Origin of the sequence: Phaeobacter cretensis (genome assembly GCF_047372505.1) — a bacterium.
Lineage (GTDB): Bacteria > Pseudomonadota > Alphaproteobacteria > Rhodobacterales > Rhodobacteraceae > Phaeobacter > Phaeobacter cretensis.
In genome coordinates this window covers 473,159-492,410 of record NZ_JBKBEU010000001.1, presented here as the reverse complement: position 1 = coordinate 492,410, position 19,252 = coordinate 473,159, and the positions used below count along the sequence as shown (strand labels likewise).

Annotated in this window: 19 protein-coding genes; 9 read left to right on the top strand and 10 right to left on the bottom strand. The window is 57.2% G+C overall.

The window, feature by feature from the left end; genetic code table 11:
- The first annotated feature begins 54 nt into the window (after positions 1-54).
- Entirely contained in the window at positions 55-876 is an 822-nt protein-coding gene (locus ACEWZM_RS02395; RefSeq protein ID WP_414004924.1) for a hypothetical protein, read from the top strand.
- A gap of 304 nt (positions 877-1,180) precedes the next feature.
- Here ACEWZM_RS02395 and ACEWZM_RS02390 read toward each other — a convergent pair whose 3' ends face one another.
- A complete protein-coding gene (locus ACEWZM_RS02390) occupies positions 1,181-1,897 on the bottom strand; it encodes a helix-turn-helix transcriptional regulator (RefSeq protein WP_414004923.1) in 717 nt (238 codons plus the stop codon).
- 105 nt (positions 1,898-2,002) lie between these two features.
- Between ACEWZM_RS02390 and ACEWZM_RS02385 the strand changes: the two genes are divergently transcribed.
- Complete coding sequence (locus ACEWZM_RS02385; RefSeq protein WP_414004922.1) at positions 2,003-2,401, top strand: GFA family protein; 399 nt, start codon at positions 2,003-2,005, stop codon at positions 2,399-2,401.
- A 256-nt stretch (positions 2,402-2,657) separates the two neighbouring features.
- On the opposite strand, the gene ACEWZM_RS02380 is transcribed toward ACEWZM_RS02385, so the two are convergent.
- From ACEWZM_RS02380 to cobA, 6 genes are all read right to left on the bottom strand, one after another.
- Entirely contained in the window at positions 2,658-3,536 is an 879-nt protein-coding gene (locus ACEWZM_RS02380; protein WP_414007932.1) for a ferredoxin--NADP reductase, read from the bottom strand.
- Positions 3,537-3,685: 149 nt separating this feature from the next.
- Entirely contained in the window at positions 3,686-4,084 is a 399-nt protein-coding gene (locus ACEWZM_RS02375; RefSeq protein ID WP_414004921.1) for a DUF934 domain-containing protein, read from the bottom strand.
- Between the two features lie 3 nt (positions 4,085-4,087).
- On the bottom strand, positions 4,088-4,867 hold the full coding sequence (locus ACEWZM_RS02370) for a phosphoadenylyl-sulfate reductase (protein ID WP_414004920.1): 780 nt from the start codon (positions 4,865-4,867) through the stop codon (positions 4,088-4,090).
- 4 nt (positions 4,868-4,871) lie between these two features.
- Complete coding sequence (locus ACEWZM_RS02365) at positions 4,872-6,536, bottom strand: nitrite/sulfite reductase (protein ID WP_414004919.1); 1,665 nt, start codon at positions 6,534-6,536, stop codon at positions 4,872-4,874.
- The gene (locus ACEWZM_RS02360) at positions 6,529-6,837 is read right to left on the bottom strand and encodes a DUF2849 domain-containing protein (RefSeq protein ID WP_414004918.1); all 309 of its coding nucleotides are present in this window, start codon (positions 6,835-6,837) and stop codon (positions 6,529-6,531) included. Before ACEWZM_RS02360 ends, ACEWZM_RS02365 begins: the two co-directional genes overlap by 8 nt.
- Positions 6,837-7,670: a uroporphyrinogen-III C-methyltransferase gene (cobA, locus tag ACEWZM_RS02355; protein WP_414004917.1), complete on the bottom strand. Its 834-nt coding sequence runs from the start codon at positions 7,668-7,670 to the stop codon at positions 6,837-6,839. Before cobA ends, ACEWZM_RS02360 begins: the two co-directional genes overlap by 1 nt.
- Positions 7,671-7,816: 146 nt before the next feature.
- Here cobA and ACEWZM_RS02350 point away from each other — a divergent pair, with 146 nt between their 5' ends.
- Positions 7,817-8,296 (top strand): Lrp/AsnC family transcriptional regulator, encoded by a 480-nt coding sequence (locus ACEWZM_RS02350; RefSeq protein WP_414004916.1) that lies wholly within the window; start codon positions 7,817-7,819, stop codon positions 8,294-8,296.
- A 225-nt stretch (positions 8,297-8,521) separates the two neighbouring features.
- A complete protein-coding gene (locus ACEWZM_RS02345) occupies positions 8,522-9,742 on the top strand; it encodes an MFS transporter (protein WP_414004915.1) in 1,221 nt (406 codons plus the stop codon).
- Positions 9,743-9,802: 60 nt separating this feature from the next.
- Here the strand turns inward: ACEWZM_RS02345 and ACEWZM_RS02340 are convergent, their stop codons facing one another.
- The gene (locus ACEWZM_RS02340) at positions 9,803-10,987 is read right to left on the bottom strand and encodes a cytochrome P450 (RefSeq protein ID WP_414004914.1); all 1,185 of its coding nucleotides are present in this window, start codon (positions 10,985-10,987) and stop codon (positions 9,803-9,805) included.
- 61 nt (positions 10,988-11,048) lie between these two features.
- Between ACEWZM_RS02340 and ACEWZM_RS02335 the strand changes: the two genes are divergently transcribed.
- The 5 genes from ACEWZM_RS02335 to ACEWZM_RS02315 all read left to right on the top strand — a co-directional run bounded on the left by ACEWZM_RS02335 (position 11,049) and on the right by ACEWZM_RS02315 (position 17,717).
- Positions 11,049-12,872, top strand: a complete 1,824-nt coding sequence (locus tag ACEWZM_RS02335; protein ID WP_414004913.1) for a sensor histidine kinase — start codon at positions 11,049-11,051, stop codon at positions 12,870-12,872.
- Complete coding sequence (locus ACEWZM_RS02330) at positions 12,869-14,098, top strand: sigma-54-dependent transcriptional regulator (RefSeq protein WP_414004912.1); 1,230 nt, start codon at positions 12,869-12,871, stop codon at positions 14,096-14,098. Before ACEWZM_RS02335 ends, ACEWZM_RS02330 begins: the two co-directional genes overlap by 4 nt.
- 413 nt (positions 14,099-14,511) lie before the next feature.
- A complete protein-coding gene (locus ACEWZM_RS02325; protein WP_414004911.1) occupies positions 14,512-15,513 on the top strand; it encodes a DctP family TRAP transporter solute-binding subunit in 1,002 nt (333 codons plus the stop codon).
- Positions 15,514-15,636: 123 nt separating this feature from the next.
- Positions 15,637-16,314, top strand: a complete 678-nt coding sequence (locus ACEWZM_RS02320) for a TRAP transporter small permease (RefSeq protein ID WP_414004910.1) — start codon at positions 15,637-15,639, stop codon at positions 16,312-16,314.
- Complete coding sequence (locus ACEWZM_RS02315; protein ID WP_414004909.1) at positions 16,314-17,717, top strand: TRAP transporter large permease; 1,404 nt, start codon at positions 16,314-16,316, stop codon at positions 17,715-17,717. The genes ACEWZM_RS02320 and ACEWZM_RS02315 overlap by 1 nt, the downstream gene beginning before the upstream one ends.
- Positions 17,718-17,796: 79 nt before the next feature.
- Here ACEWZM_RS02315 and tpiA read toward each other — a convergent pair whose 3' ends face one another.
- Positions 17,797-18,549, bottom strand: coding sequence for a triose-phosphate isomerase (gene tpiA / locus ACEWZM_RS02310; RefSeq protein ID WP_414004908.1), 753 nt, complete (start codon positions 18,547-18,549; stop codon positions 17,797-17,799).
- Positions 18,550-18,856: 307 nt separating this feature from the next.
- The gene (locus ACEWZM_RS02305; RefSeq protein WP_414004907.1) at positions 18,857-19,216 is read right to left on the bottom strand and encodes a HesB/IscA family protein; all 360 of its coding nucleotides are present in this window, start codon (positions 19,214-19,216) and stop codon (positions 18,857-18,859) included.
- Between the last annotated feature and the right edge of the window lie 36 nt (positions 19,217-19,252).

Here is a 19,252-nt window from a genome sequence, read left to right as displayed (position 1 = left end):
AAGCCGCAAGCCCAACCGTTTTGCTGGGCAATTGAAGAGTTAAGGAGACCTATCATGAAACCGATCGTCATTGGCCTGGGTGTAGGAGCCGTCGCATTGGGCGGATATTTCTATGTCTCCTCCATGGAGACAAGCGAACCTGCGCCGGAAACTGTCGTCGTCACGCCCGAAAGTGAGACTGCTGCAGAAATTGCGGCTGAGGTCGAAAGCGATGTCGCAGCTGCCGCTGAAGAGGCCGAAAGCACCGTTGATGCAGCTACAGATGCCGTCAGCGATGCGGCCACCGCCGTGACTGATGCGGCGGAAGAGACTGCAAACGAAATTGCTGAAGGTGTAACCGATACTGTTGATCAGGTTCAGGAGAACGTGACTGACGTTGTTGAAGGAGCGACCGAGGGTGCCGCAGCTTTGACCGATGAGGCTGCTGCCACTGCAGAAGCAGCCAGCGACGCAGTAGCTGATACCGCCGCTGCTGCGGGTGATGCCGCGGCAGATGTTGTAAATGATGCAGCTGAAACTGCAGGCGATGCGGCAGAAGCTGTGTCAGATACCGCCGAAGCGGTGACTGACACCGTTGCTGATACCACGGCCGACGCGGCAGCTGCTGTATCCGATACGGCTGAAGCCGTCACCGACAGTGTTGCGGATACTGCCGCTGATGCGGCTGCCGTCGTTGATGGGGGTAAAGACGCGGCCATGGGTGCGCTGCTGACGCCTGAAGGCTTCAACTACGACAAGGTGATTGCCATGATCGAGAAGTCCTCAATCGACACCACACAGAAAGCGCTGCTGGCCACGACGTTGGGTCAGGCACGCGACAACCCGGCGCTGTTGGAAACGGTGCTAAAGCGGATCAAGGACGCGCTGTCGCTGTAAGCCGGTTCTGGTAATACACCAAACGATTGAGGCTCTCGTCAAACTCTGGCGGGGGCCTTTCTTGTTGGGCAATCTCTGAGATTAGCTCGCTATTTGCCAAACAGCGCCACTCGACCTCAACAAATTCCATACCTGTTCGAGCAATTTCCACTAGTGCATGGAAAAGACATCCGGCAGGCGAAAGCCATATTGAACTTTTTGGGTCGAAGATGATCGCTAAGTAGCAGGATCATCTGATGAATATCGACCAGTCGCCCAGGCACGCGATCATGACACCATTCGGGCGCAAGGACGCAGGGGCCCGTCATCCCGCGCTGCTAAGTTGGTTCGCGTAGCTGGCTCGTTCTTGATCCATCGCGGAGCGCCACCGTGCACGAAGAGCCAATGCATTTTCTGGGATCCTTTGCTCCAGAACATCCGTCGAAATCATACGATCTGTACGAAAATAGCGAAAGCTGTTGCGCAGCTCACACCACGCCGCGAGAATTCGGCCTTCGTCCCGATAGCCAAGCAGAATAGGCCAGACCACGCGCTCTGAACGTACTCCGGAGCCACTTTGATATATCAACGCTATTTTTCGATGGGTACGGATGGCATTCCTAAGAAATGAGGAATCGACGGCCTCAAATGCCGGAACAACTGGAGCAATACTCATAGCTGGCTGCAACACATGTCCTCGCAGACGTTCTGGAACGACCACCTCGATCTTGGCAAGAAAATTAAGAGCAGCTTTTGCCAAATCTGGTTCGCCTCTGCTTGCAACCCAATGCGCACCCAAAACTGCGGCATCAAGTTCATCTGAGGTCAACATCAAAGGAGGCATATCAAACCCCTTTTCGAGGACGTATCCGACGCCAGCTTCGCCTCGGATGGGAACGTCTTGTGACTTCAGTGCGGCGATGTCGCGATAAACAGACCGTTTGGACGATCCCAATTCGGAAGCAATATGCTGTGCCGAAAGCGGCTCTCTCGCTAGGCGAAGAAGCTGAATAATTTCAAACAGTCGCTCCGCTTTGCGCAAAAGTGGATCCTCATGTTGAATGCTGCCATGATGCTGTCAGCATGCCAGATTTATGTCGCCAGGCAAACGTGTGATTAAGACCACGCAATCAAAAGAGAGGCGAACATGATAAAGGGAAGTTGCTGTTGCAAAGCTGTCCAATTTGAGTTGATGAACGAACCTTCGTTTGTTGGTACCTGTCACTGCTCAAGGTGTCGCAAAGTTGGTGCAAGCACTATTGCATTTGTGAAAAAGGAAGACCTCAGATGGGTTTCAGGTAAGGAATTCGTTCACGTTTTTGAGCCGTCCGCCCCCTATATCTATGGGCGCTGTTTTTGCAAAATCTGCGGCACATCACTCGGCGAAATATTATCCGCCGACGACAGCGTTCCGATCGCAGCAAACGCACTTGATGGTGATATCGGCCTTAAGAACCAATCCCATGAATTCGTCGGTGAAAAACCATCTTGGTATAGCATCTGCGACGACGCCCCCCAGAACGACGGTCATCCAGAGAAAGCGTAGGGGAACATTTAATTTTGCTGTCGGACGGACGCTTTTCCGTACCGCCGTCATTCGCTTCGGCCCGCGAGTGATAGGTGGACGACTGTAGAGGATTGCCGTTGTACCGACCTGTCATATGGATGAAGGTCGTCCTGGCCGTTATAGTTTCAACACTTAAACATGCGAACAGCAGCGCGGTGATAGCCTGCGCTGCTGTCTCATTTTGTTCAATAATTCCATTGCCACTGGGGCTTCCAACCAGTTGCTGGTCTTCGGGTCAGTCGAGGAACGCTTTTTCCACCACGAAATGCGCGGGTTTGGAATTTGCACCTTCTTCAAGACCGTAGGTGTTCTCGAACAGGTCTTTCAGTTCGAGATTGAACGCAAGGTTGCCGCAGATCATCGCGCGGTCGCGTTCTGGGTTCAGTGGTGGCACGCCGAGATCGGCGAACGCTTCTCCGGAGCGCATCAGGTCAGTGATACGGCCCATTTTTTCGCTCTCTTCACGAGTGGTGGTGGGGTAGTATTTAATCTTCTTCCAGAAGCCTTCACCAATCACCTCATTGAGCAGTTCGTCTTCCTTGAGGCTCTCAATCAGCTCTGCGCCGTAGGTCAGCTCGCCTGCTTCGCGGCAGGTGTGGGTGATGATCACCTCATCAAATTTCTCATAAGTTTCGGGCTCGCGTAGGAGCGAGGCAAAAGGCGCAAAGCCGGTGCCGGTGGCAAAGAACCAGATACGTTTGCCGGGAACCAACGCGTCATGCACCAGCGTGCCGACGGGCTTGGGACGCAGGATAATCTCGTCACCCACGTTGATGTGCTGCAAACGCGAGGTCAGCGGGCCGTCTTGCACCTTGATCGAGTAGAACTCCATTTCCTCATCCCAGCTGGGGGAGGCGATGGAATAGGCGCGCAGCAGGGGTTTGACCTTGCCGGTCTTGGGGTCAGGGTCATTCATCAGGCCGATCATCACAAACTCACCCGAGCGGAAGCGCAGGGAGGCCGGGCGGGTCACCTTGAAGGAGAACAGCCGGTCGGTCCAGTGCTTCACCTCGGTGACGGTCTGAGCGTCGGGCAGGGCGGGCACGGCCTTGGCCGGTTTCGGTTCGGTCGCAGTATCTGTCACAGTTTCGCTCACGGGGGTCATCTCGTTCATCGGATCCATTGCCGGAGGAATAGCCGGCACCTCTGATTAATCTTTGATACAGGTCAGGAAAACCCCCTGTTTTGCAAAAGCGGATCCGCGCAGGGCGCAAAGGAACCGGGTCTGCCAGGAGTTTTCCCAAGAAACGGAAGATGGCTGGCTTAGCGCGCGGCAGTTCCACGCAGGCGGGCCTGGTAGTCATGCGCCTGCCAGTTGGCACGAGCAAGCCATTGTTCCTGCGGCTGGCGGGTGGCCAGATCATCGCTGATCTCTACCTCATCAAAACCCGAGCGCCGTGCCATCGCATATTGATCTGCCAGAACATGGCCATAGGCGCGCAGGCGCCCTTTGTAGCCAGCCAAACGCAAACGGCTGGCGAGGGTAAAGCCGCGCCCATCGGCAAAGCTGGGGAAGTGAATGCGGATCATCTTCAGCCCCGGCAGTTGGTTGGACAACGCCGCAGGATCGCCGTCTGGCTGAAGTTCGAGGGCAGTTTCACTGTCAAAACCAGCCGTCCAGCTGTCAGGGCTAAAGCCCGTATCGGTCACAATCACGCTCATCTCTTAAGCTCCCGTGCGAATGAATTTGCCATCCACCACGTGGATGCCGCATTCTTCCTTGTCTTGGTTACGCCAGCGTCCGGCCCGCGGATCTTCCCCGTCCTTGACGGGTGAGGTGCAGGGGGCGCAGCCGATTGAGGGGTATCCCTTGGCCACCAACGGGTGGCGGGGCAATCTGTTCTCGTCCATATAGACGCGGACATCCTGCGGTGCCCAATGGGCAAGGGGGTTGATCTTCATTCGGCCGGTAGGACCGTTTGCGGTTTCTTCCACCTCAAAGAAGTTCAGCGCGGCGCGAGACCCTGCCTGAAACCGTTTGCGTCCGGTGATCCAGCCGTCGAAACCCTCGAGGGCCTTTTGCAGCGGAGCGGTCTTGCGCAGAGCGCAGCACGCATCGGTGTCAGAAAACCGCAGCGCACCAAAGGGGTCTTTCTCGGCGATGTCGGCTGCCCGGATCACTTGCACATTGCGCAGGCCCAGTCGCTCGCTGACCTCTTGCTGGTAGACCAGTGTTTCGGTGAACAACAATTCGGTATCGACAAACACCACCGGCGTCATGGGATCGATCACCGCCGCCATATGCAACAGCACGACAGATTCCGCGCCAAAGCTGGAGACAAGTGCGATATGGCCCGCGTCGTTCAGCGCGCCCTCGATCACGGCGGTGGCAGAATGGTGGCGGAAGCGCGCATTGAGCGCATCCACCTTTGTTGCCAGTGCCTGTTGGTGGGCACTGCTTGGGCCTTGGCGTGTGTCAGGCGGTTGTGCCGCTGCATTGACCATGGTGCTAAGCAACCTTTTTCTGGGCCTCGGGATAAAGCGCGGCTTTGAACGGATCCATGCCGACGCGACGATAAGTCTGGAGGAAGGTTTCCTCGGCGCTGTCGCGCAGAGAGAGATAGGCGGTGATCAGACGTTCCACCGCAGGCACGATTTCATCATAGGCAAAACCAGGACCGGTGCGCGTGCCAATCGCCGCGGTCTCGGTGGCATCTCCACCCAGGGTGATCTGGTAGTTTTCCACTCCGGCTCGGTCGAGACCAAGAATGCCGATATGCCCCACATGGTGGTGACCGCAGGCATTGATACAGCCCGAGATCTTAATCTGGAGGTGGCCGACGTCGTGCTCCAGCTTCAATTCGTCAAATCGGGTCGCAATTTCCTGTGCCACAGGGATGGACCGCGCTGTCGCCAGCGCGCAGTAATCCATGCCCGGGCAGGCGATGATATCGGAGATCAGGCCAATATTGGCAGTGGCCAGACCACACGCCTTGAGTGTGTCGTGCAGCGCGGGCAGATCCGACTTGTGGACATGAGGCAGGATCACATTCTGCTCGTGGCTGATGCGCAGTTCATCATAGCCAAATTTTTCCGCCAGATCCGCCATCACCCGCATCTGCTCTGCAGTGGCATCACCTGGTGTCTGGCCGTGCGCCTTGATAGAGATGGTAACGATGCTGTGGTTGTCATCACGGTGCGCTGCCAAGTTTGTGTCTGCCCAGGAGCGGAACACCGGATCAGCATCGTAGGCGGCCATATAGGTCGCAATATTGCCGCCACGCAGCTTGGGCGGGGCGAAATCTGCTTTGATGTCCGCCAGCAGCAATTGGTCTGTGCCATCAAAGGTCACGCGACGCTCAATAAACCGTTCCTCAACCATCTCACGGATGGTATCGATGCCATTCTCCTGCACGGTGATCTTGATCCGTGCTTTGTATTTATTGTCGCGGCGACCGAGCAGGTTGTAGACCGCCAGAACAGATTCCAGATAGGGGAGCAGGTCGGCTTGTGGCAGGTAATCGCGGATCACCTTGCCAATCAACGGCGTACGACCAAGCCCACCGCCCACGATGACCTCAAACCCCGGCACACCGTCACGTTCAACCATGCGCAGGCCGATGTCATGCGCTTTGGTCACTGCACGGTCATTGGCACTGCCGGTGATGGCGATCTTGAACTTGCGACCCAGGAACTGGAATTCTGGGTGATCGGTTGACCACTGGCGGATCAGTTCGGCGTAGGGGCGGGGGTCTGTTAGCTCATCCTTGGCAGCGGCGGCAAAATGGTCTGATGTGACATTGCGGATTGTGTTACCGGAGGTTTGGATCGCATGCAGGCCGACCTCACCCAGTGCGTCCAGCATATCGGGCACATCACGCAGCTTGGGCCAGTTGTACTGGATGTTCTGGCGCGTGGTAAAATGGCCGTAGCCCTTGTCCCATTTCTCCGCCAAGAGCGCGAGGGTGCGCATTTGCGCGGAATTGAGCGTGCCATAGGGGATGGCGACCCGCAGCATATAGGCGTGCAGTTGAAGATAGAGCCCGTTCATCAGGCGCAGGGGCTTGAACTCATCCTCGGTGAGAGAGCCGTCAATGCGGCGCTCAACCTGGGCACGGAACTGTGCGTTGCGTTCAGCCAAAAAGGCTGTGTCAAAGGCGGTGTACTTATACATTTGCGCTGGCCTCTTGCTTGCCGTGGTCATAGTTTGAGGGTCCGGTGCGGCGGAACTCCTCGCGGAAATGGGTGGGTTCAGGGCCGTGATCGCCCGGTTTGGCGTCGGCGAGGTAGATCCCCACCACACTCAGAGCATCCTTTTCGGCATCCAGCATGCGCAGCTGTGCTTCGGCCTCATCTTCGATCAGCTCGGCCTCTTGCAGCTGACGGCTCCAGCCGTTGGTGTCGGTGAAATAGATCACATCACCTTCTAGCAGGTCATTGGCGGTGATGATTTTCGGGGTAAACGGACGAGGCATCAGGCAAGCTCCATTTTCAAATCTGTCAGGGCCTGGGCGCTGGCGCGCGGGGCAAGGCCAAGGAATGTCAGCGCCGGGCCAGTTAGGTTCGCGGCGGCAATATCGGTGGGCAGACGCTCCAGCGTGGTCTCAACGATACGCTGGTTGGCGCGCGAGGCGTTCTCAACAATGGTCATCGGCGTGGCACGATCCGCGCCATGCATGATCAGGCGGCCCTGCACAAAGCGGGCGGATTTTTTACCCATGTAGATGGCGGCGACCTCACCCGGGCGGGCAAGTGCGGACCAATCGTGATCAGCAAAGCCTTTCATGTCGTGGCCGGTGAGGAACCGCACAGATGCATTCCGCCCGCGCTGTGTCAGGCTCTGGCCAATAGAGGCCACGGCTGCAGAGGCGGCTGTGATGCCGGGCAGGATTTGATAGGCGATACCGGCGGTTTCGCAGGCACTGAGCTCCTCATCAAGACGGCCATAGACTGTAGGGTCACCTGATTTCAGGCGCAGAACCTTTTTGCCCTCATGTGCATGGGCAACCATGCGGGCGCAGATCTCTTCCTGGCTCATCTGCGGGCCAAAGCCCTCTTTGCCGACGTCTTCCAGCTGTGCTTGGGGGCCGGCCAGTGCCATGATTTCGTAACTGACAAGGCGGTCGAACAGGATCACATCCGCCTGCAAGAGTGCGCGAGCTACCTTGAGTGTCAGCAGATCGGGATCACCGGGGCCAGAGCCGGCAAATGCGACCTCCCCCGCGACCAGCGAGGCGGCAACAGAACCACAAGCGTTGCCCAACATCGACAGGGGCGCAAGGGTGGGGCTGGTGTCCGTTCCGGTCATTTTAGGCCTCATCTCGATTGTTTGACTTACCCTTAGATATAGGAAATATTCCCCCTTATCCGCTATATGCTGCGGCAAATAAGGAAGATTGTTCCAGCTGGCAGCAGATGCAGGCGGGTTGATCCCCAAACAAGGAGAAAACAGGAATGACAGTGCGGATCGACAGCACGGATAGGAAAATTCTGGCAGAGCTGCAGCGCGATGCAGGCCAGTCTCTGGATGAAATCGCCCGCCGTGTGGGTAGTTCTAAGACCCCGGTTTGGAATCGCATTCGCAAATTACGCGAGGGTGGCGTCATCGGCCGTCAGACCATGGTACTGGACGCCGAGGCGCTGGGATTTGAGGCATGTTTCTTTGTACTGATCCGCACATCTGCCCATGAGGCTGAGTGGCAGGCCAAGTTTCTAAAAGCTCTGCGGGATCGTCCGGAGGTGCAGGAAGCGCACCGGCTTGCGGGGGATATCGACTATATCCTGAAGGTGCGGGTGAAAAATGCCCGTGCGTATGACAAATTCTATCAGGCGCTGATCTCTGAGGTCAGGGTGCATAATGTCACCGCGCTTTTGTCGATGGAGGAGATCAAATCCACCACATTGCTGCCATTGGATGCCGTCGACGAAGAGTAAGGCCGTACCGCCAGCTTGGGATCATCTACTGGGATGTGGGCGCTGCTCCCTTTTTTATAGTGGGCCCGATGTGCGGTACCAGCGGCGCATAGGCCCTGCCTATTTGCTGTCCCGGAGTATTTACACTGATGTGGCGTCCTTTTGACTGCCTAACACCAGTGCAGAGCTTGCATGCAAGGCCCTTATCTGGAAAAGCTGGCGTATTCCCGGATGAGTTTTTTCACTATGCCTGTTTCCCCGACTCCCGCAGCGCCTGCCGGCGCACTAACCGCGCGCCTGTTGTTTTTGATGTTGCTGTTCTGTGGCACCATTTGTTCCTCAATGATTATACCGTTCATGGGCTATTTCCTGGTTGAGGGGCTGGGGTATGAGCCGTGGATCATCAGCATTTATGCCGGGATGGCGATTGGCCTGACATTGGTTGCCAATCGGCAATTTGCCCGCCGCATTGATGCGGGCGCACGGGTGTTTCCGTTGGTTGGATTTGCGGCGACCGGGTTTATCTTCGCCGCCGGATCATTGACGTTTGCGCCCAACCTGTGGGTCGTGCTGACAGCGGGTGTATTGGGGTTCGGAACCAGCTCCAGTGCGGTTTCCACCATGTTCAGTTTGGGCGGCAGTCTGGCCGAGCGTCATCAGGTGGAACGGGTACGGTTCAACTCGCATATGCGGGCCACCACCTCGACGGCCTGGATGGTTGGACCGGCGGTGACCTTCCTGATTGCTGACCGGATCGGTTTGCAGGCTGTGTTTGCCACGGCGCTTTGCCTCTCGCTGGTCTGGCTTGCCCTGTGGTGGTTTACGTTGCCCCGCGATATCACTGCCATGGCACGCACAGCGACGCCCAAGACAACGACGTCCAAGACAGATATGGGTGCGCCATCCGTGGCACCACGGGGGGTGTGGCTGGCGGCTGGGTTTGTGTTTTGCCTGTCGACCGCGCATTCTCTGACCTTTTCATCGCTACCGCTCTTTTACGTGCAGGAGGTGGGGCTGCCGGGATATGCGCCGGGTTTTGCGTTTACGATCAAGACCTCTGTCGAGGTCATTGCGATCTTTAGTACGCCTTGGGTGATTGCACGGTTTGGCATGTGGCGGGCATTGGTTGTAGTAACGGGGCTGGCCATCGTCACCATTCAGCTCTTGGCCGCTGTGCAGAGCTTTCCACAAATGCTGGCAGGGGCTGCGCTGGAGGGGATGTACTACGGCTTCTACGCCAGCCTTGGTATCAGCTATGTGCAGTCCTTTGCTCCGGACACCCCCGCCCGTGCAACAGCAATCTATTGGAATACGTTGATGGTGAGCGGGGTTCTGGCAGGGCCTGCAGTGGGGGTGATTGCGCAGATCTATGATTTCCAGACCGTGATCCGCAGTGCCTCTGTGGTGGCAATTGTTGCAGCAGGCGTACTGATCGCCGGACGTCCCAAAGGGCAAGTAACTGCCTGAATTTTAGGATATGTTGTGGCGGGGCCAAGAGTGTGGGCCCGCCACCGTCTGCCGAGCGGCTCAGGCTTGAACCATCAGGGCGCTTAACCCGTGGAAATGGTAGGTGTTGTTATATTCCGGCGCGCCGACCAGTTTCAGATTCGGACATCGCTCAAACAGGATCGGCAGGGCGATCTGCATCTCCATCCGTGCCAACGGCGCGCCAACGCAGAAATGCAGTCCTGCGCCAAATGACGTATTCACTTTCGCCGGGCGTGTTGGGTCAAAACTCTCGGGGCTATCGAGCATTTCAGGATCACGGTTGGCGGCCGCTAAGAGCAACGCCACCTCGTCGCCGCGCTGGAAAGTATGGCCAAAGACCTCGATTTTCTCATAGGCATAACGGGTGAACATGTGCAAAGGCGGGTCGTAGCGCAGGATCTCCTCAACCAGACCATCGATGCCATCGGGTGCGAGCCAGGATGTCTCCCAGCCCTGTTGGAGCATGGTTTTAACACCGTTTCCGAGCGAATGCACCGTGGCCTCATGCCCGGCATTCAGTAGCAGAATGCAGGTGCCGATCAGTTCATCTGTAGACAGGCTTTCGCCGTCTTCTTCGGCCTGGATAAGACGGGTGATCAGATCCTCACCGGGTGTCTTGCGGCGTTCCTCGACATAGGTCGTAAGGAAACCGATGAACTCCTGACTGGCGCGCGCGGCATCGTGTTCTGTCTCGGTGGTTTTGGAGGCCTGATACATCGCTACCATCTTGTGCGACCAATCCAGAAGCTTGGGTGCCATGCCTTCCGGCACGCCGAGCAGACGGCAGATCGCGATCACCGGTACTTGGGTACAGTATGTGGATAGCAGATCAAAGGGCGCATCCTGCGGGAAGGCATCGATCAGCTCATGGCAAAGGGTGTTGAGACCCGGCGCCAATGCTTTGATTTCGCGGCTGGTAAAGGCGCGCATGATAAGGCGGCGCAACCGCGTGTGCCGGGGTGGTTCGGCGTCCAACAGCGAATGTGCCTCGACCTGCAAGAAGGGCGCGAGGTGCACGGGGCTTTCGCGGGCCATCTCCGGTGGGATTTCGCGGCCAAAACGCCGGTCGCGCAGCAACATATGGACGGCCGGATGGGAAAAGGCTGCGACCATGTCGTAGTCCTGCCAGATGTGCAGATGTCCATCGCGGCGGGCAGCGGCGTAAAATCCATAGGGTGATTGGACAAAATCAGGATCGGTGGGGGATTGAATCAATGTCTTCATGCACGAAGCTTTTGCCAAGGTGGCTGGTCAATGCAAGGGGGGCTTTGCTACTGTGCGGACAATGACGCAATTTCTCGGACATCGATGGATCATTCTGGCGCTCCTGTTGGGCGCTGTGACAGCTGTTGCCGGCGGCGTATACCGGCTGGGCTATCGTCAAGCGCTTGATTCGCTTGCAGAACGCAGTGCGGCGGATTTGGCTCTGGCCTCGGACCGGGTGACCACGCAGTTGCAGGTCTATCAAGAGCTGGCGGTGTTGATGGCCGATCACCCGGCCCTGAAGACATTGGACAGCGAGCCCTCGCGCCGCGCGGCCAAGGTCCTGCTGCGCGAGGTGGCGGATAAGACGGCAGCGCTGGATGTGTTTTTTGTGGACCGCGCAGGGCGCGTTGTGGTGGCCGCCGCAGGCGTGATGGGTCGAGACGTGACCCAGGAGGGCTACTTTCATCGTGCCATGCAAGGGGCATTGGGGACAGGTTACGACGTGCTGAACCCTCGTGAGCGCCGCGCCTACATCTATGCGGCACCGGATTTTGACACCAATGGTCGAGTGCGAGGTGCGTTGGTGGTGGTCGCCGATGTGGAGGATGTGGAGCAGACGTGGCGCGGGTCACTGCCGGCGGTGTTTTTCACCAATCGCGGCGGCGAGGTGTTCATCGCAAACCGGCGTGAGCTGTTGTTCTGGCAACGTAGCGTTGAAGGGCCTGGCCTATCCCCGCCGGATGGCCGACCCGTAGCGCTGCGCGCGTGGCGGGAGGGATCCCATGAGATTTGGGATCTGCGTTGGTCGCCTTATCTGCCGGAACGGGCCCTGCATCAGGCGGTGAACCTTCCGCAGATCGGCATGGTGGGCGAGATTCTGGTGGATGTGACACCGGCGCAGCGGCTTGCAGCGCTGCAGGCTGCTGCGGTCGCGGCTATCGTGTTGGCGCTGGGGGCGATGTTGGTACTCGCACTCGACCGGCGGCGCATTCTGGCAAAGGCCAATGCGGTGCTGGAGAGCAGGGTTGCTGCACGCACGCGGGCGCTGTCCGCGACCAATACACGGTTGACGCGTGAGGTGCAGGAACGACTAGAGGCAGAGGCCGCACTGAAGCAGGCGCAAGAAGATCTGGTGCAGGCGGGTAAGTTGTCCGCACTGGGGCAGATGTCTGCAGGGATCAGTCATGAACTGAACCAGCCGCTGATGGCGATCCAGCAGTATGCCGAAAACGGCGAGGCATTTGTCGCGCGGGGCAAGCCGGATCGGGCCGGTGAAAACCTTGGCCGGATTGCGCAGATGGCCGGGCGGATGGCGCGCATCATCAAGAATCTCCGCGCCTTTGCCCGCAATGAAAGCGAACCGATGGGGCAAGTGGATCTGGTGCAGGTGATCGGTACCGCAGCAGAGCTGACCGAGCAGCGGCTGCATCAAGACGGTGTAACATTGAAGTGGGAACCACCAGCGGAACCAGTTTTTGCCTGGGGGGGCGAGGTCCGCTTGTCGCAGGTTTTTGTGAATCTGATCAACAATGCCGCTGATGCAATGCTGGAACAGGAACACCGGGAAATCCGTATCGCGATCCGACAGGGGCGGGCCGAGGAGGGTGATCGGCTGCTGGTTACCGTTGCCGACATCGGCCCAGGTCTGAAAGAGCCGGAAAAGATCTTTGATCCCTTCTATTCGACCAAGGCTGTTGGCAGTTCCGAAGGCATGGGGTTGGGGTTGTCGATCTCTTACGGGTTGGTGCAGAGCTTTGGCGGCAATATTCGCGGCATCAACACTGGTAACGGGGCCGAATTTACCGTGGAGCTGGACCGCTGGGCCGAGCCGTGGCAGCAGACTCGTCAGAAGTGGAGTGAGAAGACGGAGGCGAGTGCCCCAGAAGAGGATGACGTGGCATGACCAATCAGGTTTTGGTGGTGGATGATGATGCCGCAGTGCGTGCGGCGCTTGGGCAGACGCTGGAGTTGGCAGACTGCGAGGTCACAACGGTTGGGTCGTTTGTTGCGGCCAAAGATCTGATCCGCCCCGATTTCGACGGGGTGATCTTGTCAGACATGCGGATGCCGGGTCGCGATGGTTTTCATCTTCTGCGCTACGTGCGCGAGGTGGATGCCGATCTACCGGTCATCCTGCTGACCGGCGAAGGTGACATTCCGATGGCAGTGCAAGCCATGGGGGAAGGAGCTTTTGATTTTCTGGAAAAGCCATGTGCCGGGAGTGAACTGGTCGCTGTGGTGCGCCGTGCTCTGCGTACCCGGGCATTGGTCCGGGAGAACCGCGCGCTGAAATCACGGCTAGAGAGCGGCGACCCCGCGGCACGGATGATCTTTGGGACGTCGCCACAAATGGAAGAGCTGCGCGCCCGCGTGCGGGCAGTGGCAGCCACCGGGGCAGAGGTGCTGGTGACCGGTGCACCAGGCAGCGGTATATCTAAAGTCGCGGAAATCATTCATCTGATGTCGGACGCCGGCCAGGGGCCGTTTGTCAAACGCCCGGCAGCGGGGCTAACTCCTGAAGGGTTTCAGGAGCTCTGCGAACGGGCAGCCGGAGGATCGCTGTATTTAGATGAAGTCTCAGCTCTGCCGTTGGAGACGCAATACGCCATTTTGGAGGTCCTAGAGCAGGGACTAGATCTGCGAATTCTGGTTGGCGCAGTCACTGACCTGGCCGAGTCGTCGGAGCACGGCGGCTTTCTGGCAGATCTGTTCTACAGGCTGGACGTTATGCGAGTGCGGATCCCGGCGCTCTCGGAACGCCCGGAGGATATACCGGTATTGTTTCGCCATTATGTTGCGCAGGCGGCAGAGCAGTCAGGTGTCGCGGTGCCCGATGTTCCGCAGGAGCATTTGGCAGCACTGATGGCACAGGACTGGCCCGGTAATGCGCGCTCGCTCATGTCAGCGGCGATGCGATTTGTTTTGGGGATGCCCGAGGATAGCCAGGCAGCGGCAGATCTGGGGCTGGCGGAGCAATTGGCACAGGTCGAACGGTCGTTGCTGATCGCGGGGTTGGGGCGGCAGAACGGCAATGCCTCTGCCGCCGCCAAAGCGCTGAAGCTGCCGCGCAAAACCTTCTATGACAAGCTGACGCGCTATGGCATCCGGCCTGAGGACTATCGTCGCTAGCGGCATAGGGTGTGTTCTGAGAGGGATCCTGAGTGCGTCCGGGTAGTTGGCCTGTGTCAAATTGGATCTGTGTCACTGTTGGAATTGTGTCGCGACGGGGAGACGGGGATCTGTCTGGCAGGCTTGGTACAAAATAACAGCAGATGATGATTCCAACGCCTAATTGTTGGGCGCTAACAGATGTGCGGGTTTTCGCACAATCTCTAGGAACCCATGTGCGGAATTTCGCACAGTGTTCAAAGACGCACGAAGGTATAACATTAATTTCGTCAATCAAGCATTTGTTAAAAAATGATAAATTCTATAATTTTTTACATAGCTACGAAAGCTTGAGCCGTGCGCGTTGGGTCGTGATGCTAGCTACGGGGTCTTCGCTTAAGCGGAGGCTATGGAGAGAATCCGGGAGGAAAGACATGAAATTTGTAACTGCTGCTGCCACTGCTGTGGCACTGACCATGACTGCTGGCACCGCGATGGCCGCCTGTGACGATGGTGAAATCGTCGTTAAGTTCAGCCATGTGACCAATACCGACAAGCACCCAAAGGGCATTGCTGCCTCGCTGTTGGAAAAGCGTATCAACGAAGAGATGAACGGCACCATGTGCCTGGAGGTCTATCCGAACTCCACGCTCTACAACGACAACAAAGTGCTGGAAGCGATGTTGCAGGGCGACGTGCAACTGGCAGCCCCCAGCCTGTCGAAGTTTGAAAAGTTCACCAAGCAGTTCCGTCTGTTTGATCTGCCGTTCATGTTCAAAAACATCGATGCAGTTGATGCCTTCCAAGGCTCTGAGAACGGTCAAAACATGCTGGATAGCATGCAGCGCCGCGGCCTGCAGGGTCTGGCGTATTGGCACAATGGCATGAAGCAGATGTCGGCAAACAAGCCGCTGATCGAACCGTCGGATGCCAATGGCCTGAAATTCCGCGTCCAATCCTCGGACGTTCTTGTTGCACAGATGGAAGCCATCGGCGGTAGCCCGCAGAAAATGGCGTTCTCTGAAGTCTACGGCGCGCTGCAGCAAGGTGTTGTAGATGGTCAGGAAAACACCTGGTCCAACATCTATGGCAAGAAGTTCTTTGAGGTGCAGGACGGTGTCACCGAGACCAACCATGGTGCGTTGGACTATCTGGTTGTGACCAGCGTAGACTGGCTCGACAGCCTGGATCCGGCAGTTCGTGACCAGTTTTTGACTATCCTTGGCGAAGTCACCGGGACACGGAACTCCGAGTCTACCAAGGTGAACGCAGAGGCACGCCAGTCTATCGTTGATGCAGGCGGTGTTGTACGCGAACTGACGCCTGAACAGCGTGAAGCCTGGGTTGAAGCGATGAAGCCTGTATGGGAAAAATTCGCGGGTGATGTGGGGCAGGACATGATCGACGCAGCACAGGCGATCAACGCTGGTATGTAAGGATCGCTATATACGGGCTGCGGCCCTACGATCCGGGGGCAGGCGCGCCAGCGCGCCCGCCCCATTTTGCACGGGCGCCATCCGCGCCGATCTCTAATTATCCAAACATCGAGGGAGAGCGATATGGCGGGGGCAAAACCTGGCCCGACCGGGCTTATCAATACACTCGAAGAAACGTTGATTGCGCTGCTTCTGGGGCTCATGGCCCTGATTACATTTGCCAATGTGGTCGCGCGATTTGTTTTTAATTCCAATATTCTGTGGGCGCTGGAACTGACTGTGTTCCTATTTGCATGGCTAGTACTGCTGGGGGCATCCTATGCAGTCAAAGTTCACGCACATCTGGGGGTTGATGCGATCCTCAATATGCTCTCGCCGCCTGCACGCCGACTGGTGGGGCTGGTCTCAGTCGGATGCTGTGTCGTGTTTTCACTGCTGCTGCTGAAGGGTGCTTATGACTATTGGGCGGTCTTTGCAGACCTGCCGCCGACCTCAGGCCGCTGGTTTCCCACCGGGTTTGACATGAAGGCCCGCAGCCAGAGTTTTTACGAGGTGCAGGATGTGCCGATGGTTGCGATCTTTGGCTTTCTGGAAGAGCTGATCAACTACGGCGACTCCTATGAAAAACTGCCCAAAGTGGTGCCCTATGTGGTGCTGCCGCTGTCGATGCTGCTGATGCTGCTGCGGTTTGTGCAGGCTGGCCTGCAGATCCTACGAGGCGATGCGGATCGACTGGTTGCCAGCCATGAGGTTGAGGATGAAATTGCCGAAGTGCAGGCGAAGCGCGAGGAGTACGACTAATGGACGTCGTTCTATTATTTTCCATGGTCATTGGCCTTCTGCTGATCGGTGTTCCGATTGCAGTGGCGCTTGGCCTCAGCTCGACGTTGTTTCTACTGATCTACTCCGACAGCTCTCTGGCTTCGGTGGCGGGCACACTGTTTGAAGCCTTTGAAGGTCATTTCACTTTATTGGCGATCCCGTTCTTCATTCTGGCGTCGTCTTTCATGACCACTGGCGGTGTTGCGCGGCGGATTATCCGCTTCTCTATTGCTTGTGTGGGCCACCTGCCGGGCGGGCTGGCGATTGCAGGCGTGTTTGCCTGCATGTTGTTCGCAGCGCTCTCTGGCTCGTCGCCGGCGACTGTTGTTGCCATCGGGTCCATCGTGATCGCAGGTATGCGTCAGGTTGGTTACTCCAAGGAGTTTGCAGCCGGTGTGATCTGTAATGCGGGTACATTGGGTATCCTGATCCCGCCCTCAATCGTGATGGTTGTCTATGCCGCTGCGGTTGAGGTCTCCGTCGGGCGTATGTTCCTTGCTGGTGTCATTCCGGGCCTGATGGCTGGTCTGATGCTGATGGTGACTATCTACGTGATGGCCAAGATCAAGAACCTGCCCAAAGGTGAATGGCTGGGTTGGGGCGAAGTTGCCGCCTCAGCGGGCAATGCTTCAGTCGGCTTGTTGCTGATTGGGATCATTCTGGGCGGTATCTATGGCGGGATCTTTACCCCGACAGAAGCTGCGGCTGTGGCGTCGATCTATGCGTTTTTTGTGGCGACATTTATCTACCGCGACATGGGGCCATTGAAATCAGCCCCCAAGCCTAAGGACATGGCGCAGTTCCTGACCATGTTACCCAAGATGCTGGGGCAGACGGTGGTTTATTTCGTTCCGTCCTTCTTTCATGCCGATACACGCCACGCGTTGTTTGAGGCTGGCAAGTTGACGGTGACGCTGTTGTTCGTGATCGCGAATGCGTTGATCCTGAAGCATGTGTTGACCGATGAGCAAGTCCCGCAACAGATCGCAACGGCGATGCTTTCGGCAGGGTTTGGTCCGGTCATGTTCTTGATCGTGGTCAACGTGATCCTGCTGATCGGCGGTCAGTTTATGGAGCCATCAGGCTTGCTGGTCATCGTGGCACCGCTGGTGTTCCCGATTGCCATCGAACTTGGCATTGATCCTATCCATCTGGGCATTATCATGGTTGTGAACATGGAAATCGGCATGATTACCCCGCCGGTAGGTCTAAACCTCTTTGTGACCTCTGGGGTTGCGGGCATGCCAATGATGGCGGTGGTCCGTGCGGCACTGCCTTTCCTTGCGGTACTCTTCGTGTTCCTGATTATGATCACCTACATTCCCTGGATCTCAACCGTGTTGCCAAATGCGGTGATGGGACCTGAGATAATAACCAAATAGATCCCGAAATCAGGGATCTGAAAAGAAAAAGGCCCGGGAGCTTTCCCGGGCCTTTGCTTTTGTCAATATGGCAGGCGTTTTATGCGCTGGCGTCGAGGGCCGATACAATCGGGGCGAAGTCGGCAGCCTTGAGGCTAGCGCCGCCAACCAGAGCGCCGTCGACCTCTGCCACGGCAAAAATTTCCTTGGCGTTGCTGGATTTCACAGAGCCGCCATAGAGCAGGCGGATGGCTTTTGCAGTTTCGCCGCCAAACCGTTTGACCAGACTTGCGCGCAGGCCGCTGTGGACCTCAGCAATCTGTTCAACTGTTGGCACTTTGCCGGTACCGATTGCCCAGACAGGTTCATAGGCCACAACCACTTTGGAGCCGCTGCTGTCATCGGGGAGGGAGCCTTCGAGCTGCGCCCGCACCACATCCATTGTCCTGCCTGCTTCGCGTTCGACCAGTGTTTCACCGACGCAGATAATCGCGGTGAGACCGGCTGCGATAGCGGTTGTGGCTTTGGCCCGGACGAGTTTATCCGTCTCTGCGTGATCGGCACGACGCTCGGAATGACCGAGAATGACTGCTGTAGCGCCTGCATCATGAAGCATTTCGGCGCTCAGATCGCCGGTATGGGCACCGTATGTGGCGCTGTGACAATCCTGCGCACCGATTTCCACCTTGCTGTCCACGCAGACATTGGAGGCGCGGTATATCAGCGTTGAGGGCGGGCAGATCAGCACCTCGGATTTTGCTGATTTGCAGCTATATGCGAGATTGCCCAGCTCGGTCAGCGCGCTTGCGGTGCCATTCATCTTCCAGTTGCCTGCGACCAGTTTCTGACGCATCTGCGTATCTCCTCAAAGTCTTGTTGCGGCCTGCGCTGCCTTCGTCTGCAAGTCAGCTTACTGCCGCACCTGTTATGACAGTGTTCGGCCCGTCCTAGCATTGTTCGGAATGGGGAACAATTCGTGTCTTAGCACTGTAACTGCAACCAACATATGTCGAACAATACCTATGGCGTTCGGAAAACGATCACAAAAAAAGAGGCAGGGGTGCTGCCTCTTTCTGAACTGTGTTGTCTGGGCGTCATGTTGGGCCCGACGGTCGACTGTACGAGATTGGGTTCAGGCCCTGGTCTGAGGGCTGGCGCAATCAGCCTGCGGGCATGTCCTTGAAGCTGATCGATTCTCCGCAGCCACAGGCCTCTGAGACATTGGGGTTGTTGAATTTGAACCCAGCCTCCAGCAACGAGACCTCATAGTCTATTTCGGTTCCGAACAGGAACATCTGTGCCATTGGCGCAATCAGGACCCGTGCGCCGTCCTGTTCGACTACTTCGTCATTTGGATCAGGTTGATCGACATATTCCATGGTATATTCCATGCCGGCGCAGCCGCCCTTTTTAACGCCGATGCGCAGGCCGGAATGTCCGCCCGTGTTCATCAGCTTAGCGATCTGCGCTGCTGCCTTTTCGGTGATGGTCACCGCTTGTTTGCCGGGAATACCGAACATGTCTGTCTCCAATGTCGCGCGTTACCCCTAATCTAG

What these genes read in the sequence shown, in the direction of transcription:
- ACEWZM_RS02305 (WP_414004907.1), bottom strand. Translation starts at nt 19,216, where the DNA reads ATGTTCGGTATTCCCGGCAAACAAGCGGTGACCATCACCGAAAAGGCA.
- ACEWZM_RS02325 (WP_414004911.1), top strand. Translation starts at nt 14,512, where the DNA reads ATGAAATTTGTAACTGCTGCTGCCACTGCTGTGGCACTGACCATGACT.
- ACEWZM_RS02320 (WP_414004910.1), top strand. Translation starts at nt 15,637, where the DNA reads ATGGCGGGGGCAAAACCTGGCCCGACCGGGCTTATCAATACACTCGAA.
- ACEWZM_RS02375 (WP_414004921.1), bottom strand. Translation starts at nt 4,084, where the DNA reads ATGAGCGTGATTGTGACCGATACGGGCTTTAGCCCTGACAGCTGGACG.
- ACEWZM_RS02345 (WP_414004915.1), top strand. Translation starts at nt 8,522, where the DNA reads ATGCCTGTTTCCCCGACTCCCGCAGCGCCTGCCGGCGCACTAACCGCG.
- ACEWZM_RS02315 (WP_414004909.1), top strand. Translation starts at nt 16,314, where the DNA reads ATGGACGTCGTTCTATTATTTTCCATGGTCATTGGCCTTCTGCTGATC.
- ACEWZM_RS02385 (WP_414004922.1), top strand. Translation starts at nt 2,003, where the DNA reads ATGATAAAGGGAAGTTGCTGTTGCAAAGCTGTCCAATTTGAGTTGATG.
- tpiA (WP_414004908.1), bottom strand. Translation starts at nt 18,549, where the DNA reads ATGCGTCAGAAACTGGTCGCAGGCAACTGGAAGATGAATGGCACCGCA.
- ACEWZM_RS02335 (WP_414004913.1), top strand. Translation starts at nt 11,049, where the DNA reads ATGACGCAATTTCTCGGACATCGATGGATCATTCTGGCGCTCCTGTTG.
- ACEWZM_RS02365 (WP_414004919.1), bottom strand. Translation starts at nt 6,536, where the DNA reads ATGTATAAGTACACCGCCTTTGACACAGCCTTTTTGGCTGAACGCAAC.
- ACEWZM_RS02380 (WP_414007932.1), bottom strand. Translation starts at nt 3,536, where the DNA reads ATGAACGAGATGACCCCCGTGAGCGAAACTGTGACAGATACTGCGACC.
- ACEWZM_RS02360 (WP_414004918.1), bottom strand. Translation starts at nt 6,837, where the DNA reads ATGCCTCGTCCGTTTACCCCGAAAATCATCACCGCCAATGACCTGCTA.
- ACEWZM_RS02340 (WP_414004914.1), bottom strand. Translation starts at nt 10,987, where the DNA reads ATGAAGACATTGATTCAATCCCCCACCGATCCTGATTTTGTCCAATCA.
- ACEWZM_RS02395 (WP_414004924.1), top strand. Translation starts at nt 55, where the DNA reads ATGAAACCGATCGTCATTGGCCTGGGTGTAGGAGCCGTCGCATTGGGC.
- cobA (WP_414004917.1), bottom strand. Translation starts at nt 7,670, where the DNA reads ATGACCGGAACGGACACCAGCCCCACCCTTGCGCCCCTGTCGATGTTG.
- ACEWZM_RS02370 (WP_414004920.1), bottom strand. Translation starts at nt 4,867, where the DNA reads ATGGTCAATGCAGCGGCACAACCGCCTGACACACGCCAAGGCCCAAGC.
- ACEWZM_RS02330 (WP_414004912.1), top strand. Translation starts at nt 12,869, where the DNA reads ATGACCAATCAGGTTTTGGTGGTGGATGATGATGCCGCAGTGCGTGCG.
- ACEWZM_RS02350 (WP_414004916.1), top strand. Translation starts at nt 7,817, where the DNA reads ATGACAGTGCGGATCGACAGCACGGATAGGAAAATTCTGGCAGAGCTG.